The sequence below is a fragment of the Bacillus sp. LK2 genome (assembly GCF_001043575.1).
GTDB lineage: Bacteria > Bacillota > Bacilli > Bacillales > Bacillaceae_G > Bacillus_A > Bacillus_A paramycoides.
On sequence record NZ_LDUK01000076.1, the window covers coordinates 1 to 14,774 of the forward strand.

Annotated in this window: 16 protein-coding genes, 1 tRNA gene, 1 other RNA gene and 1 other annotated feature; of the genes, 4 read left to right on the forward strand and 14 right to left on the reverse strand. The window is 37.3% G+C overall.

The window, feature by feature from the left end:
* Positions 1 to 157: 157 nt before the first annotated feature.
* From VK90_RS26590 to tadA, 7 genes are all read right to left on the reverse strand, one after another.
* Positions 158 to 427: a pro-sigmaK processing inhibitor BofA family protein gene (locus VK90_RS26590; protein WP_002174535.1), complete on the reverse strand. Its 270-nt coding sequence runs from the start codon at positions 425 to 427 to the stop codon at positions 158 to 160.
* A gap of 266 nt (positions 428 to 693) precedes the next feature.
* Positions 694 to 915 (reverse strand): YaaL family protein, encoded by a 222-nt coding sequence (locus tag VK90_RS26595; RefSeq protein ID WP_002009631.1) that lies wholly within the window; start codon positions 913 to 915, stop codon positions 694 to 696.
* Positions 916 to 929: 14 nt separating this feature from the next.
* Complete coding sequence (recR, locus tag VK90_RS26600; protein WP_000559165.1) at positions 930 to 1,526, reverse strand: recombination protein RecR; 597 nt, start codon at positions 1,524 to 1,526, stop codon at positions 930 to 932.
* A gap of 14 nt (positions 1,527 to 1,540) precedes the next feature.
* Entirely contained in the window at positions 1,541 to 1,867 is a 327-nt protein-coding gene (locus VK90_RS26605; RefSeq protein ID WP_176547754.1) for a YbaB/EbfC family nucleoid-associated protein, read from the reverse strand.
* A 25-nt stretch (positions 1,868 to 1,892) separates the two neighbouring features.
* Complete coding sequence (dnaX, locus tag VK90_RS26610) at positions 1,893 to 3,581, reverse strand: DNA polymerase III subunit gamma/tau (RefSeq protein ID WP_048376541.1); 1,689 nt, start codon at positions 3,579 to 3,581, stop codon at positions 1,893 to 1,895.
* A 132-nt stretch (positions 3,582 to 3,713) separates the two neighbouring features.
* Positions 3,714 to 3,978: signal recognition particle sRNA large type (gene ffs, locus VK90_RS29605), an RNA gene on the reverse strand.
* A 78-nt stretch (positions 3,979 to 4,056) separates the two neighbouring features.
* Positions 4,057 to 4,551 carry a tRNA adenosine(34) deaminase TadA gene (tadA, locus tag VK90_RS26615; protein ID WP_002174532.1) on the reverse strand — a complete coding sequence of 165 codons (495 nt, stop codon included), beginning with the start codon at positions 4,549 to 4,551 and terminating at the stop codon, positions 4,057 to 4,059.
* Positions 4,552 to 4,659: 108 nt separating this feature from the next.
* Here tadA and VK90_RS26620 point away from each other — a divergent pair, with 108 nt between their 5' ends.
* The 3 genes from VK90_RS26620 (at position 4,660) to VK90_RS26630 (ending at position 6,629) form a co-directional block, all read left to right on the forward strand.
* Positions 4,660 to 5,199 carry an isochorismatase family cysteine hydrolase gene (locus tag VK90_RS26620; protein ID WP_002174531.1) on the forward strand — a complete coding sequence of 180 codons (540 nt, stop codon included), beginning with the start codon at positions 4,660 to 4,662 and terminating at the stop codon, positions 5,197 to 5,199.
* A gap of 123 nt (positions 5,200 to 5,322) precedes the next feature.
* Positions 5,323 to 5,958: a deoxynucleoside kinase gene (locus VK90_RS26625; RefSeq protein WP_048376543.1), complete on the forward strand. Its 636-nt coding sequence runs from the start codon at positions 5,323 to 5,325 to the stop codon at positions 5,956 to 5,958.
* Between the two features lie 2 nt (positions 5,959 to 5,960).
* The gene (locus VK90_RS26630; RefSeq protein WP_002174529.1) at positions 5,961 to 6,629 is read left to right on the forward strand and encodes a deoxynucleoside kinase; all 669 of its coding nucleotides are present in this window, start codon (positions 5,961 to 5,963) and stop codon (positions 6,627 to 6,629) included.
* 35 nt (positions 6,630 to 6,664) lie between these two features.
* Here VK90_RS26630 and VK90_RS26635 read toward each other — a convergent pair whose 3' ends face one another.
* The 7 genes from VK90_RS26635 to guaB form a co-directional block, all read right to left on the reverse strand.
* Positions 6,665 to 7,057 (reverse strand): DUF3797 domain-containing protein, encoded by a 393-nt coding sequence (locus tag VK90_RS26635; RefSeq protein WP_025151041.1) that lies wholly within the window; start codon positions 7,055 to 7,057, stop codon positions 6,665 to 6,667.
* Between the two features lie 166 nt (positions 7,058 to 7,223).
* A tRNA-Ser gene (locus VK90_RS26640) sits at positions 7,224 to 7,316 on the reverse strand.
* A 154-nt stretch (positions 7,317 to 7,470) separates the two neighbouring features.
* Positions 7,471 to 8,745 (reverse strand): serine--tRNA ligase, encoded by a 1,275-nt coding sequence (gene serS / locus VK90_RS26645; protein ID WP_002174527.1) that lies wholly within the window; start codon positions 8,743 to 8,745, stop codon positions 7,471 to 7,473.
* Positions 8,746 to 8,796: 51 nt separating this feature from the next.
* Positions 8,797 to 9,018: a binding site (T-box leader), on the reverse strand.
* Between the two features lie 54 nt (positions 9,019 to 9,072).
* Positions 9,073 to 9,663, reverse strand: coding sequence for a pyridoxal 5'-phosphate synthase glutaminase subunit PdxT (pdxT, locus tag VK90_RS26650; RefSeq protein WP_025151040.1), 591 nt, complete (start codon positions 9,661 to 9,663; stop codon positions 9,073 to 9,075).
* Between the two features lie 18 nt (positions 9,664 to 9,681).
* Positions 9,682 to 10,569, reverse strand: a complete 888-nt coding sequence (pdxS, locus tag VK90_RS26655; RefSeq protein WP_000186167.1) for a pyridoxal 5'-phosphate synthase lyase subunit PdxS — start codon at positions 10,567 to 10,569, stop codon at positions 9,682 to 9,684.
* 159 nt (positions 10,570 to 10,728) lie between these two features.
* Complete coding sequence (locus VK90_RS26660) at positions 10,729 to 12,048, reverse strand: serine hydrolase (RefSeq protein WP_002174525.1); 1,320 nt, start codon at positions 12,046 to 12,048, stop codon at positions 10,729 to 10,731.
* A 104-nt stretch (positions 12,049 to 12,152) separates the two neighbouring features.
* Complete coding sequence (guaB, locus tag VK90_RS26665) at positions 12,153 to 13,616, reverse strand: IMP dehydrogenase (RefSeq protein WP_048376546.1); 1,464 nt, start codon at positions 13,614 to 13,616, stop codon at positions 12,153 to 12,155.
* A 115-nt stretch (positions 13,617 to 13,731) separates the two neighbouring features.
* Here guaB and VK90_RS26670 point away from each other — a divergent pair, with 115 nt between their 5' ends.
* Positions 13,732 to 14,733: a YaaC family protein gene (locus VK90_RS26670; protein WP_048376548.1), complete on the forward strand. Its 1,002-nt coding sequence runs from the start codon at positions 13,732 to 13,734 to the stop codon at positions 14,731 to 14,733.
* The last annotated feature ends 41 nt before the right edge of the window (positions 14,734 to 14,774 follow it).

Consider the following 14,774-nt stretch of genomic DNA (forward strand, 5'->3'; position numbering starts at 1 on the left):
TTTCAAAGTTCAACATCGCGTTTCGGCGACTTTTATAATTTAACATTTCGAGTTAAATCTGTCAACAACTTTTTTCTGTCGTTGCTGACGACGCTTATTAATTTATCATATTAACAACCGATAAGTCAACGCTTTTTAAAAAAATGCCAAAATAATTTTATCTTGGCATTATATATAGCTTAATAATCACTAATGCAGCAACACCTGGCATCCCTAATAAACTTGATACTGTAGCTGTGCCTATATTAATTGGAATATGAAAATCAAAATATGCCCCTGCAACATTCACAATAAATAATAACGCTATACCTAAAGTAACATGAAAGAGTGCTTTTCCTATAAAACGTATTGGTTTAGCAGAAACACCAAAAACAAGAAAAATAAAAACCAAAGCAAGAATACCAACAATAATAATTGTAGAATTCATTTTTTCCTCCTTATGAATGACCTATACATATCTATTTGTATGGGACAAGACAATAAAAAAGAACATCTACAACATAACTCCTATCACTTCATCTTTATTACTTTTAATCAGTAATAGTTCTTCCCCGTACTGACCATCAACTATATACAACTGATTCTATTCCCACCTTCTCTTTCACCTCTTTATATTTCCAAAGTAAAGCAGGACCTTTGTTTCCAAATAGATCGATAAAAAGCAAAAGGTCCTGCTTTAAAAAGCAGGACCTTTTACCATTGTTCCATCTTCACAGGACGACGCTTCGCTTCTTTTAACAAGAAAAAATACTTCGCCTCTGCTATTTTTAAAGAACAAAGTACATCTTGAGATGGTTCAACACTTTGTTCAACTAGTCTCTTCTGACGTAACCATTCATTCTTCACTTTTTCTAATAATACAATTAACTTATCATCATACTCTTTACGCAGCTTACCCTTTTTTTGAAAGAACATTTTTGTTTCTCCTCTTATACCTCTCTACGGCCTTCTAAAGCTTTCGATAACGTTACTTCATCTGCATATTCTAAATCTCCACCAACTGGCAGACCATGTGCAATACGAGTTACTTTAATACCCGTTGGCTTTAAGAGGCGGGATATGTACATCGCTGTAGCTTCCCCTTCAATATTAGGGTTTGTTGCTAATATCACTTCTTGTACTGTTTCATCTTGCAGTCTCTTCAATAACTGCGGGATATTAATATCCTCAGGTCCAATTCCCTCCATTGGCGAAATCGCACCACGTAAAACATGATATACACCTTGATATTCTTTCATTTTTTCCATCGCAATTACATCTTTAGGCTCTTGTACTACACAAACAACCGATTGATCTCTATGCGAATCGTCACAAATATAACAAGGATCGCGGTCAGTGATATGCCCGCATACAGAACAATACGCTAAATCTCGCTTCGCATTCACAAGTGCTTTTGCAAAACCTAACACATCATCTTCTTTCATATCTAATACGAAGAATGCCAGTCGAACCGCTGTTTTCGGTCCGATTCCTGGCAATTTCATAAAACTATCGATTAATTTTGATATCGGTTCTGGATAATGCATACTTCAATATCCTCCTAGAACATTCCACCTGGTAAGTTTAACCCTTTTGTAAATTTACCCATTGTAGAATTTGAAAGTTCCTCAGCCTTTTTAAGTGCATCATTCGTTGCAGCCAATACTAAGTCTTGTAACATTTCGATATCTTCTGGATCTACAACTTCTTCTTTAATTTTCACTTCAAGAACTTGCTTATGACCATTTGCAATAACAGTAATCATTCCGCCACCAGCTGTACCTTCAACTGTTTTGTCGCCAAGCTCTTCTTGTGCTTTCGCCATGTCCTTTTGCATCTTTTGCATTTGTTTCATCATATTATTCATATTTCCCATTCCGCCACGCATCATAATTAATTCCTCCTAATTATTATTACTCTTTTATTTCAATAAGTTCTTGCCCTACTAATTTTACAGCCTCTTCTATAAGAGGATCTTCTTTTTGTTCTGGACTTTCTTCAGAATTCCCACCTTCGCGTTGTAAAAAGTCTTCACGAATTTTACCCCATTCACTTTTCGGGATAGCAATCATATTTAACCTTTTACTTAGCAATTCAAAAAGAGTTTGTTCCAATGTATCCATCGCTTCTCGATTTTCACTAGCCATTTTACAATGAATCTCATATTGAAATGCTAACACATAGGTATCATCTGAAGCCGCTACTGGTTCACTATTTTCTAATAAAACAGCAAACGCCACTTTGTTATGAGACTTGAGCCTTCCTAACAACTCACCCCATACAGCTTTTAACTGTTCTAAATCTTGACGCTTCGCTTGCTTTAACACTTCATTCACACGTCCGACAGGAATTTTCATACTTCCTGTTCGTACTGGTTTTGGTGTTGCACGCGTCTCTCTTACTTCCGGCTGCACACCAGCGGGCACACCATTCTTTTTAACTTGTTCTAACTCTTTCTCCAGTTGCTGCATCCTGTTCATAATCGCTTGTAAACGATCTGTACCGTTTGCTTGCATCATAAACTGCTGACACAGTTGCACCATAACCACTTCTAAGAAAATTCGTGGATGGTTTGTCCACTTCATCTCCTGTTGTCCCTTACTAAGTGTATGAATAATTTCATAGATTACTTCCGGCTGCATTTCTTCACTTAACGTACGGAATTGATCATCTACAATTACCCGTTCCAACATATGTTCTAATTGTGGTGAAGTTTGATATAAAAGCATATCACGATAATAGTAAATGAAATCCTCCATAAAGCGAACTGGATCTTTCCCTTTACTCATCATCTCATCTATAATACGTAACGCTCTTGATACATCATTTTCACGTATACATTCTACTAGGTTACCTAAATATCGCTGAGATACAGAGCCTGTTACAGCTAAAACGTCTTCACTCGTCACCGTCTCATCACTATAAGAAATTGCTTGATCGATAAGACTGAGTGCATCACGCATACCACCTTCAGCGGCACGTGCGACGATTTGTAGCGCTTCATCTTCTACTTGCGTACCTTCATTTGTCACGACCGTCGATAACCTCTCAACGATATCATTTACTGATATCTTTCGAAATTCAAAACGCTGACAACGTGAAATAATCGTAGCTGGAATCTTATGCGGCTCTGTTGTCGCCAAAATAAAAATAACATGTCCTGGCGGCTCTTCTAAAGTTTTCAAAAGCGCATTAAAGGCACCCATAGAAAGCATATGAACTTCATCAATAATGTATACTTTATATCCTACAGCACTTGGAGCATATTTTACTTTATCTCTTATATCTCGAATTTCATCTACACCGTTATTTGAAGCCGCATCAATTTCTAATACATCTGAAATAGACCCTTGTGTGATTCCTAAACAAGAAGGACATTCATTACAAGGTTCAGCTACCGGAGCACGTTCACAGTTAATTGCTTTTGCAAATACTTTTGCAATTGTCGTTTTCCCTGTTCCCCTCGGACCAGAAAATAAATAAGCATGTGAAGCTTTCTCTTGAAGAAGGGCATTTTGCAACGTTTTTGTCACGTGCTTTTGACCGACTACATCTTCGAACTTTTGCGGTCTCCATGTTCGGTATAACGCTTGGTATGACACGAAAATACGGCCTCCCTCAAAGGTTATTATCTCATTTATTATAACCCATTCTGTTTATAGATTCCAAAAGTTATTTTCCATACAAAAAACCCACCTTAATATAAAGGTGAGTTTTGTATACATATATAACTGCCGTGCACCTTCTGTCGATTACGTACCATAAGCGTTACTTAAGCAGTTAGCTCGGTTCAGGCACTCCTGCGGCACACGAGAAGACCCGCTTATTGCTGCTTCCTTCCGGACCTGACAAGGTTCACGGGGTCCCGTTGCGCAGGACCCAAACGTCAACACCACTTACTTAAGGCAGGCCTTACAGCAACATAACCTCGAGAAGGGATTCGGCCTCGCTAGAGCGGATTGCGAGTATAGGGCACCGCTACCTCCCCGCTTAGCACGGCAAAGTTAAAACCAATATTCGGTTGCCTTTAATAAGGCATTATCAGTATAACTTGTTTTTTTACAAAATGCAAATGCGTTAGTTCTCATTACTTTTCTCTAGTTTTTTCGTTTCTTTTCTCTTCTTACGAAGCTCCCTAAAAAAAGTTGTTAACAATGTACCACATTCTTCTTCTAGCACACCAGCTACTACTTCACATTGATGATTAAAGCGCTCATCAGTTAAAAGATTCATTAATGTACCTGCACATCCACCTTTTGGGTCACTTGCACCATATACAACACGTTTTACGCGAGATAAAACAATTCCGCCTGCACACATTGGACAAGGCTCTAATGTTACATATAACGTTGCATCTTCTAAACGCCATGTCCCTAATTTTTTGCAAGCTTCATCTATAGCTAAAAGTTCGGCGTGAGCTATAGACCTTTGCTCTGTTTCTCTTAAGTTATGCGCGACGCTAATCACTTCACCGTCTAGCACAATAACAGCACCAATCGGTACTTCTTGTATTGCCTCTGCCTTCTTAGCTTCTTCTATTGCTATTTGCATAAAATAAATATCTTGTTCCATAATATAGTCCTTTCACCCAAAATAAAATACACTTCTTTTCATTTCCTACAGGTGGGATAACTTTTACAAATTCAATCCACCCTAAAGAAAAAAGAGAGGGAATTACATATGAAAAATACAGCCTTGCTCATCATCGATATGATTAATGATTTTCAATTTTCTCACGGACCCACCCTAGCACAAAAGTGCGAAACCATAAAGAATCCCATTTTACAATTAAAAGAAACGATGAAGTCATTAGACTACCCCGTAATTTATGTTAATGACCATTATCAACTTTGGAGATCTGATATTGATCAACTCATTACTCATTGTACAAATGAATATAGTGAAAATATTATTCAGGCCATTGCTCCAAGTACTGACGATTATATTTTTATTAAACCACATTACTCCGCTTTTTATGAAACACCTTTAAATTCTTTATTAGGTTATTTAAAAATCGAAAACCTCATTTTAACAGGAATCGCTGGGAATATATGTATCCTTTTTACAGCTAATGATGCTCATATGAGAAATTATACACTTTATGTACCACAGGATTGCATTGCCTCTAACAATGATCAAGATAATGTACATGCTTTAAAAATAATGGAGGCCACATTAAAGGCGAATATTGCACCATCAGCTCAACTAAAATTTAGTTAATACATATCTATTTTCTAACTTTTTATATCAAATTAGTCCGCTCGCTTCCCTCTTGTGCTACAATAATTCTGTTTTGTGTTTTTAGTAGTCACGGTAAATCACTGATTGAAAGGAGGAAACAGCGTGACCGGAGTACCATTTATCACGGTTGAAGGACCAATTGGTGTTGGAAAAACCTCACTTGCGAAGGAAATTTCAACTCACATGCAACTCCACTTACTAAAAGAGATTGTTGATGAAAATCCTTTTTTAGGAAAGTTTTATGAAGACATCGATGAATGGAGTTTTCAAACAGAGATGTTCTTTCTTTGTAATAGATACAAACAACTAGAGGATATTAACATAAAGTATTTGAATCAAAGGAAGCCAGTAGTAGCAGATTATCACATATTTAAAAATTTAATTTTTGCATCCCGTACATTAAAAGATTCTCAATATGACAAGTACATGCAAATTTATCGTATCCTTACACAAGATATGCCTGTGCCAAACGTCATAGTTTATTTAACAGCGAGCCTAGAAACATTACAAAAACGAATTGCGATGCGCGGAAGAGAATTCGAAAAAAATATGGATCCAAATTACTTACTACAGCTTACAAAAGATTACGAAACAGCAATGGATGCTTTCAAAAAGGATCATCCAGATATTCCAGTATTGAAGTTTAACGGAGACGATATGGATTTTGTAAGAAATCCTGATGATTTAAATGTCATCTTATCCGCTCTTCAAAATACTCTCTTGAAGGAGTCGAAATAATAATGAATTTTAGGCAAAAATATGATATACCAAATGACGCAGTTATCACTATTGCTGGAACAGTAGGTGTTGGCAAATCAACTATGACAACTGCATTAGCTAACGCTTTAGGTTATCGTACATCTTTCGAAAAAGTAGATTCCAATCCATATTTGGACAAGTTCTATGCTGATTTCACACGCTGGAGCTTTCACTTACAGGTGTACTTTTTAGCAGAGCGATTTAAAGAACAAAAAAGAATTTTCGAATATGGTGGCGGTTTTGTCCAAGACCGTTCTATCTATGAGGACACTGGCATTTTCGCAAAAATGCATCACGAAAAGGGTACAATGACAGAAACTGATTATGAAACATACAAAGGTTTATTTGATGCTATGGTCATGACTCCTTACTTCCCTCATCCAGACTTATTAATTTACTTAGAAGGTTCTTTCGACGATATTGTCGATCGTATTCAAGAACGAGGACGTCCAATGGAACAACAAACACCAATTGAGTATTGGAAAGAGATGCACGGACGTTATGAGAACTGGATTAATAACTTTAATTCATGCCCTGTTTTACGCTTAAATATTAATGAGTACGATATTTTAAAAGATGGGGATTCAATCGAACCAATCATTAAAAAAATTGGGCATTTTTTAAAACAAACACGTAAACTTGTAAAATAAAAAACCCGTGCATATGCACGGGTTTTCCTATTAAATTACTTCTTCTTTGTTGGAGCAATAATTTCACTCTCAGGTTTTCCAGCGTTAATACGCTGACGAACAGTACTTGTACTAATGTCATATGTTTCAGCAATCTCTTTAACAGTCATTTCTTTCCCGTTAATCACTGCTGTTAATACTTTACCTGTACGTTTTGGAGCTGCTTCTTTCTTTACAGCTGGTTTTTCAACCTTTTTTGGCGCCTCTACTTTTGTCGCAGCTTGCTTTACATCACAAGTGCAACCACAAAGTTTACGGAATGTATCATCGCTTATAATGCGCGATACATTTGCACCACTGTTTAAAATTCTATTGTTCTTACAGACAGGACATTGTACATAATATAAAGTTTTTCCATCTAAAGGAAACGTTTGTATAATAAGATCCATGTTGACTCCTTTCATATCTATGAAGATAATCATCGGAATATGAGTGTGTAATAAGGACATTATGTCCTTACATCATACTTTATGATTGGTTTTAAAATAAAAACTCGTTACGTGTTGGTAACGAGTTCTCCAATCTCCACTTATATGCGCTGTTGTCAATTATATCTGGAGGAGGTAGAGGGATTCGAACCCCCGCGCGACTCTCGCCGCCTGTCGGTTTTCAAGACCGATCCCTTCAGCCAGACTTGGGTATACCTCCATATTGACATCAAATATAATATCAAAAGAAAAACAGTTAGTCAACCCTGCTATGATAAATTATGAGGAAAGGAAAATTTCACTTTCCCTCTCCTTCATTACACTACTGACAACGCTCATAATTACCAATCACTCATACCGATGAATGTTTAAATTTATTTAATAACTGTTTTTCCTCCCATATAAGGGCGAAGAACTTCTGGAATTATAATTGTACCATCTTCTTGTTGGTAGTTCTCTAAAATAGCTGCCACCGTACGCCCAATCGCAAGACCAGATCCATTTAATGTATGAACATGTTCTGGTTTGCCGTTTGGCTCACGACGGAAACGGATATTTGCACGTCTCGCTTGGAAAGCTTCAAAATTACTACAAGAAGAAATTTCACGATATGTACCATAGCTCGGAATCCATACTTCAATATCGTATTTCTTCGCTGCTGTAAATCCTAAATCTCCTGTGCACATGCTCATAACGCGATATGGCAACTCTAATAATTGTAACACGCGCTCTGCATCATTTGTTAATTTTTCTAACTCTTCGTAAGAATCTTCTGGTTTCACGAACTTTACAAGTTCAACTTTATTAAATTGATGTTGGCGAATTAAACCGCGTGTATCGCGACCAGCTGAACCCGCTTCAGAACGGAAACATGAGCTAAATGCAGCATATCGTATCGGTAATTGCTCTTTACTTAAAATCTCATCACGATGCATATTCGTTACAGGTACTTCAGCTGTAGGGATTAAGAAATAATCTTCGCTTTCAATACGGAATGCATCTTCTTCAAATTTCGGAAGTTGCCCTGTTCCCGTCATACTTGCACGATTTACCATATAAGGAGGTAATACTTCCTCATATCCATGCTCGTCAGTGTGAAGGTCAAGCATGAAACTAATTAAAGCACGTTCTAATCTTGCACCAGCACCTTTGTAAAATACAAATCGGCTTCCTGTTACTTTCCCAGCACGCTCAAAATCTAAAATCCCTAAATCTGTAGCAAGATCCCAATGTGGTTTTGGTTCAAAAGTAAATTCTTTCACATCACCCCAAGTACGCGCTACTACGTTATCATCCTCTGTTTCACCTACTGGAGCAGATTCATGAGGGATATTTGGAATAGATAACATTAATCTTTCTAAATCTTCTTCAACTGTACGAAGCTCATTATCAAGATCTTTTACTTTTTCTCCAACTTCACGCATTTCTAGAATTAGAGCTTCCGCGTCTTTCTTTTCGCGTTTTAATACTGAAATTTGCTGAGATACTTCGTTACGTTTACTTTTTAGTTCTTCTGTTTGAACAAGTAGCTCTCTTCTTCTCGTATCAAGTTCTTCAAAGCGACCAAAATCCGTTAAATCTTCGCCTCTATGCTGTAATTTCGCTTTTACTTCTTCAAAATTCGTACGTAAAAATTTAATATCAAGCATTATATACTCCTCCTTTTATTTTATAAAACACAAAAAACTCCCGTCCCTATAAACAGGGACGGGAGTTAACCCGCGTTGCCACCCTAGTTGAAAGCATTACCGCTTTCCTCTCAAGTAGAAATAACGGCTCTTCACCGGGAATGCTTACTAATCATAAAGATATTCCACATTCCATTCCAGGATGGATTCACAAACTGTTTCTATCGATTTCCACCAACCATCGACTCTCTATAAGAAACGCCATTTGTTACTATTTCCTATCAACACGCTTATTTTATAAAATTGTTACCATCAATTTACTATAATCTTATACAAGTTGCAAGTTACTTATACAACTTTTTTCATTTTTGCTTCTTTTACCATTTCTACAAAGTATGCTGTTACACGATGATCGTCCGTTAATTCCGGATGGAAAGAAGCAGCTAAAAATGGCCCTTGCCTTACCGCTACCATTCGATCGCCATGCGTAGAAAGTACTTCAACATCATCAGCTACATTTACAACATACGGAGCACGGATAAATACACCAACGAAGTCTTCTCCCACACCCGTAATTGAAAGTGCGGCTTCAAAACTATCTTTTTGGCGCCCGAACGCATTGCGCTCAACTGTAATATCCATAGCACCAATATGCGCTTCTTCATAGCCAATAAGTGTTTTCGCAAGAAGAATCATACCTGCACATGTACCAAACATTGGTTTACCAGACTTCGCAAATGTACGAAGAGGTTCCATGAAAGCATACTTATCAATAAGGCGGCGCATTGTTGTACTTTCACCGCCTGGTAAAATAAGACCATCAATCTCTTCAAGTTGTTCTATACGCTTTACAACAACAGCTTCTGCACCACTTGCTTCAACTGATTTTACATGCTCACGAACTGCACCTTGAAGACCTAGTACACCGATTTTCACCATTTTAAAGATCTCCTTTAATTACCATCCACGCTCTTGCATGCGTTGTTCTGGTAATAACGTTGAAATTTCGACACCTTTCATTGCAGTACCTAATCCTTTAGAAAGGCTTGCAATTAGTTCGTAATCTTCATAATGAGTCGTTGCTTCAACGATTGCACGTGCAAATTTCTCTGGGTTCTCTGATTTGAAGATACCAGATCCAACAAATACACCATCAGCACCAAGTTGCATCATTAACGCTGCATCCGCTGGTGTTGCTACACCACCTGCTGCAAAGTTTACAACTGGTAAACGGCCAAGGCGTTTAATTTCAAGTAGTACTTCATAAGGAGCACCAGTATTTTTTGCATATGTCATTAACTCATCTTCACGTAGACTTGCAACTTGACGGATTTCTGCATTGACTTGGCGCATATGACGCACTGCCTCTACAATGTTTCCTGTTCCAGGTTCACCTTTTGTACGAAGCATAGATGCACCTTCTGCAATACGGCGTGCAGCTTCTCCGATATCACGGCAACCACATACAAATGGAACTGTGTAATCACGTTTATTTAAATGGTATACTTCATCAGCAGGAGTTAATACTTCACTCTCATCGATATAGTCTACCCCTAATGATTCTAATACACGTGCTTCTACAAGGTGACCGATACGACATTTTGCCATAACCGGAATTGACACAGCACCCATAACTTCTTCAACAATTGTTGGGTCCGCCATACGAGCAACGCCACCTGCTGCACGAATATCTGCAGGTACACGCTCTAATGCCATAACAGCAACTGCGCCTGCCTCTTCTGCAATCCTTGCTTGTTCAGCGTTAACTACGTCCATAATAACGCCGCCTTTTTGCATTTCTGCCATTCCACGTTTTACACGTTCTGTCCCTGTTACATTTGTCATGTACAAAAACCCCCCTAGGTGATTGCTTTCCCCCGTTAAAGGAGAAAATTAAGAATACTCTTACATTCTACCATTAACTATCTAATGCTTGTCTACTACTTTTTCATAAAGTCGGTATGAAAAATAGGAATAAAAAAAAGCTCCTACAATGAGGAGCTTTTAAAACCAACCTTTTACTGTATCAACAGCACCATTCCACATACCACTAAAGAAAGAACCAATTCCGCGCATAGAACGTGTGAACCAGCCCGCTTCTTCTACTTCAGATTTCGTTACAAGGTCTACTTGTAATGATTTACCTGATAAAAATCCAGGGTCATTGCTATCTTTCGGCGATATAATCATTTGACTAATTGCCACACCTTTTTTAATAGGTGCTTCTTGTTCTTTATTTATTACTTTAAATTCTGTTTTATAAACGTCTTTACTTCCTTTTGGCATTGGAAGGGAAATAGCTTGTTTCGTTTGAACCGCTACATCTTTTTCTTTCGCATTTTTAACTCGTACAGTTTCTTGTCCTTTTACTGCTGAATCTTTTGCATAAGCCTTCTTCACTTCAAAGTTTGTAAATCCGTAATCATATAATTTTTTCGTTTCATCAAAACGTGCTGTATGAGAATTTGTTTTAATTACTACAGAAATTAAACGCATACCATTTCTTTCTGCTGTACCAGTAAAACAATCTCCTGCTTCTGGAGTGGATCCTGTTTTCAGGCCATCTACACCTTCATATTCCTTAACTAATCCTTTTAACATCCAATTCCAGTTAGCCATATCAATTGGATACTTACCGCCCTTTTGGAATGTCATTTTTGGGATTTTTGCTGTCTCTAATGTTTTCGGAAAATCTTGGATAAGATGTTGTGCTAAAATCGCAACATCTCTCGCAGACATTTTATTTTCTTCGTCAGGAGTTGTCCCTTCAGGATGTTGTCCTTTTAAATCTTTGTTCGTTAAGCCCGTAGAGTTTACGAATTTATAATCTTTCAATCCAAACTCTTTTGACTTATCATTCATCATTTTTACGAAATCAACTTCTTTTCCTGCTACCGCTTCAGCTAAAGCAATTGTCGCTCCATTAGCAGAATAAATTGCCATTGCTTCATACAGTTCTTTTACCGTATAGGAACCACCGTTTTCTAGAGGAACATTTGATAATGAACGATCTTGTGAAATTTTATGCGCATATTCAGAAACTTTAACTTTTTGGTCCCACTTCAGTTTCCCTTTTGCTACCGCCTCATTCACTAAGTATTCACTCATCATCTTTGTCATACTAGCAATTGCCAGTAATTCGTCAGCATTTTTTTGATATAAAATCTTCCCAGAATTCGCTTCTACTAAAATTGCCGCACCTGCTTCAATGTTTAAAGCGGCTCCTGTTTCTGCTGATGCATTGCTATATGGTACAAACATGCTACAAGCTAGTGTAAGCACTGTTACCAACGCAATGAATCTTTTGCAAAACATACCTTTCACTTTTGCTACCCCCAATATCTATGTACTCACATAACCGTTATTCTAACATAATCAAAAAAAAATAGACAGAGATATCAAATCTCCGTCTATTTACATATAAGACATTATAATGAGTAGTTTGGAGCCTCTTTTGTAATTTGTACGTGATGAGGATGGCTTTCAAGTAAGCCAGCACCTGACATACGAATGAATTGCGCATTCTCACGTAAGAATTCTAAATCCTGTGCTCCGCAATATCCCATACCTGCACGTAACCCACCAACTAATTGATGAACTGTATCTGCTAAAGGTCCTTTATATGGTACTCGTCCTTCAATACCTTCTGGAACAAGTTTTTTGTTTCCTTCTTGGAAGTAGCGATCCTTACTTCCTTTTTCCATCGCTCCAACAGAACCCATACCACGATACACTTTAAATTGACGACCTTGGTAAATTTCAGTTTCTCCAGGGCTTTCAGCTACACCGGCAAACATACTACCTAACATAACAACGTGTGCCCCTGCTGCTAAAGCTTTAACCATATCGCCAGAGTATTTAATACCGCCATCAGCAATAACTGGAATACCGTGTTTACGAGCTTCAGTTGCACAATCATATACTGCTGTTAATTGTGGTACACCAACCCCAGCCACAACACGTGTTGTACAAATAGAACCTGGTCCAATACCAACTTTAACTACATTTGCACCAGCTTCAATTAACGCTTTCGTTGCTTCAGCTGTCGCAACATTTCCAGCGATAATGTTTAGTGCTGGATATTTCGCACGAACTTCTTTTACTTTTTCAATAACACCTTGAGAATGCCCATGAGCTGTATCAAGTACAATTGCATCTACGCTCGCTTTTACTAATGCGTCGATACGAAGCATTGCATCAGCCGTTACACCAACTGCTGCTCCAACTAATAAGCGCCCTTGCTTATCCTTAGCAGAGTTTGGGAATTCAATTACTTTTTCAATATCTTTTATTGTAATAAGCCCTTGTAATACACCGTTGTTATCAACAAGAGGGAGCTTTTCAATTTTATACTTTTGTAGGATCTTTTCAGCTTCTTCCAGTGTAGTACCAACTGGAGCTGTAATTAACTTTTCTTTTGTCATTACGTCAGAAATTTTGATTGAGTAGTCTTGGATGAAACGCATATCACGGTTTGTAATAATACCAACTAATTTTCGCTCATCTAAATTATTTACAACTGGCACACCTGAGATACGATATTTTCCCATAAGATGTTCTGCATCAAATACTTGATGTTCTGGAGTTAAGAAGAAAGGATCTGAAATAACGCCGCTTTCAGAGCGCTTTACTTTATCAACTTGCTCTGCCTGTTGCTCAATAGACATATTCTTATGAATGATTCCTAAACCGCCTTGGCGAGCCATTGCAATAGCCATGTCAGCCTCTGTTACTGTATCCATTCCTGCACTAATTAACGGGATGTTTAGCTGTAAGCTTTCAGATAAAACTGTTTTAACACTTACTTCTCTTGGTAATATATCTGACTTTGCTGGTACAAGTAATACATCATCAAAAGTCAAACCTTCTTTAACAAATTTAGATTCCCACATAATTGTTCCCCCCATGATACCAGAAATTATTATTAGTAGCTTATCAATTGGTTAAAATACTGTCAAGAAAGTATATATATGTCGGAATTTTTAGACAATAAAAGGAGCGTAATATATGCATCATACACCTTGTACTTGGCAGCAATTAAGTTTCTTTTTTTCATCTCAAAATGTACAACATTATCTTGCCCGTTGTTACGAAAAATCCTCGATTCAAGATGCTGAAAAAAAAAGTTTTGAAAATTGTTATCCCTTTATTTATTACCTAGAACACGGAAAAAATTATTATGAATTATATAAGACAGCCCCCTTCTCCATTCAGCCAATGTTGTTGTTTTATGGAATGAGCCAGCTTTTTAAAGCTTGTTTGTTAACTATTGATCCAAACTATCCAGAATCAACGACCGTTTTAGCGCATGGAGTTACAACACGTAAAAGAAAGAAACAAGGGTATCAATTTTTAGAAGATGAGGTAAAAATACAGAAAAATGGATTATTTTCTCATGCTGCAGAACAACTGTTTCACATGAAACACTTAGAAGCAGAAAAGTTTAACATGTTAGAACTAATGGGGAAAATTCCTGAGTTACAAAATTTATTTCACTATAGTCAAAAAGGAACAACATTATATAAAATCGATTCGCCAAATAAAAATGAACTCTCCTTTCCGGTTAATATATTAGATCGACTACATATGACCAAGGAGAGGTTCTCTCGTTACATTGAAACAGCTTGTAAGCATTTATCAATACAACATGTACCTGGGAAAACTAATGAGTCGAATGTGCTTTTTACAGCGCCCATTCAATCATGGAATCCTATGTATAGTACTCCTTTATACTACGAGCATCTTACTGATACTTATTATTTACCACTTACGAGCGACCCTAGAAATCCTAAGCCAGTATTACCTGAACTCCTTGTTCATTACTTATTGCTCTATAATTTAAGCATGATTTCTAGATATGAAACTGATTGGTGGTATGACTTACTTGGAAGCTACAGCTCCGAAGATTATCCATTCATTTATCAATTTCTCAATATTTCTGCTCAAAAGATCCCTTACTATATTTCGACATTTTTATTAACGGAATCTAGCCTATTTCATGGGAAATAAAAAAACACGAGTCAAATGACTCGTGTTTTAGTTGCTTGGCG

Excerpts from the sequence above, each read along its gene's own strand:
- VK90_RS26590 (WP_002174535.1), bottom strand. The coding sequence starts at position 427 with ATGAATTCTACAATTATTATTGTTGGTATTCTTGCTTTGGTTTTTATT.
- VK90_RS26595 (WP_002009631.1), bottom strand. The coding sequence starts at position 915 with ATGTTCTTTCAAAAAAAGGGTAAGCTGCGTAAAGAGTATGATGATAAG.
- recR (WP_000559165.1), bottom strand. The coding sequence starts at position 1,526 with ATGCATTATCCAGAACCGATATCAAAATTAATCGATAGTTTTATGAAA.
- VK90_RS26605 (WP_176547754.1), bottom strand. The coding sequence starts at position 1,867 with ATGCGTGGCGGAATGGGAAATATGAATAATATGATGAAACAAATGCAA.
- tadA (WP_002174532.1), bottom strand. The coding sequence starts at position 4,551 with ATGGAACAAGATATTTATTTTATGCAAATAGCAATAGAAGAAGCTAAG.
- VK90_RS26620 (WP_002174531.1), top strand. The coding sequence starts at position 4,660 with ATGAAAAATACAGCCTTGCTCATCATCGATATGATTAATGATTTTCAA.
- VK90_RS26630 (WP_002174529.1), top strand. The coding sequence starts at position 5,961 with ATGAATTTTAGGCAAAAATATGATATACCAAATGACGCAGTTATCACT.
- VK90_RS26635 (WP_025151041.1), bottom strand. The coding sequence starts at position 7,057 with ATGGATCTTATTATACAAACGTTTCCTTTAGATGGAAAAACTTTATAT.
- serS (WP_002174527.1), bottom strand. The coding sequence starts at position 8,745 with ATGCTTGATATTAAATTTTTACGTACGAATTTTGAAGAAGTAAAAGCG.
- pdxT (WP_025151040.1), bottom strand. The coding sequence starts at position 9,663 with ATGGTGAAAATCGGTGTACTAGGTCTTCAAGGTGCAGTTCGTGAGCAT.
- pdxS (WP_000186167.1), bottom strand. The coding sequence starts at position 10,569 with ATGACAAATGTAACAGGGACAGAACGTGTAAAACGTGGAATGGCAGAA.
- guaB (WP_048376546.1), bottom strand. The coding sequence starts at position 13,616 with ATGTGGGAATCTAAATTTGTTAAAGAAGGTTTGACTTTTGATGATGTA.
- VK90_RS26670 (WP_048376548.1), top strand. The coding sequence starts at position 13,732 with ATGCATCATACACCTTGTACTTGGCAGCAATTAAGTTTCTTTTTTTCA.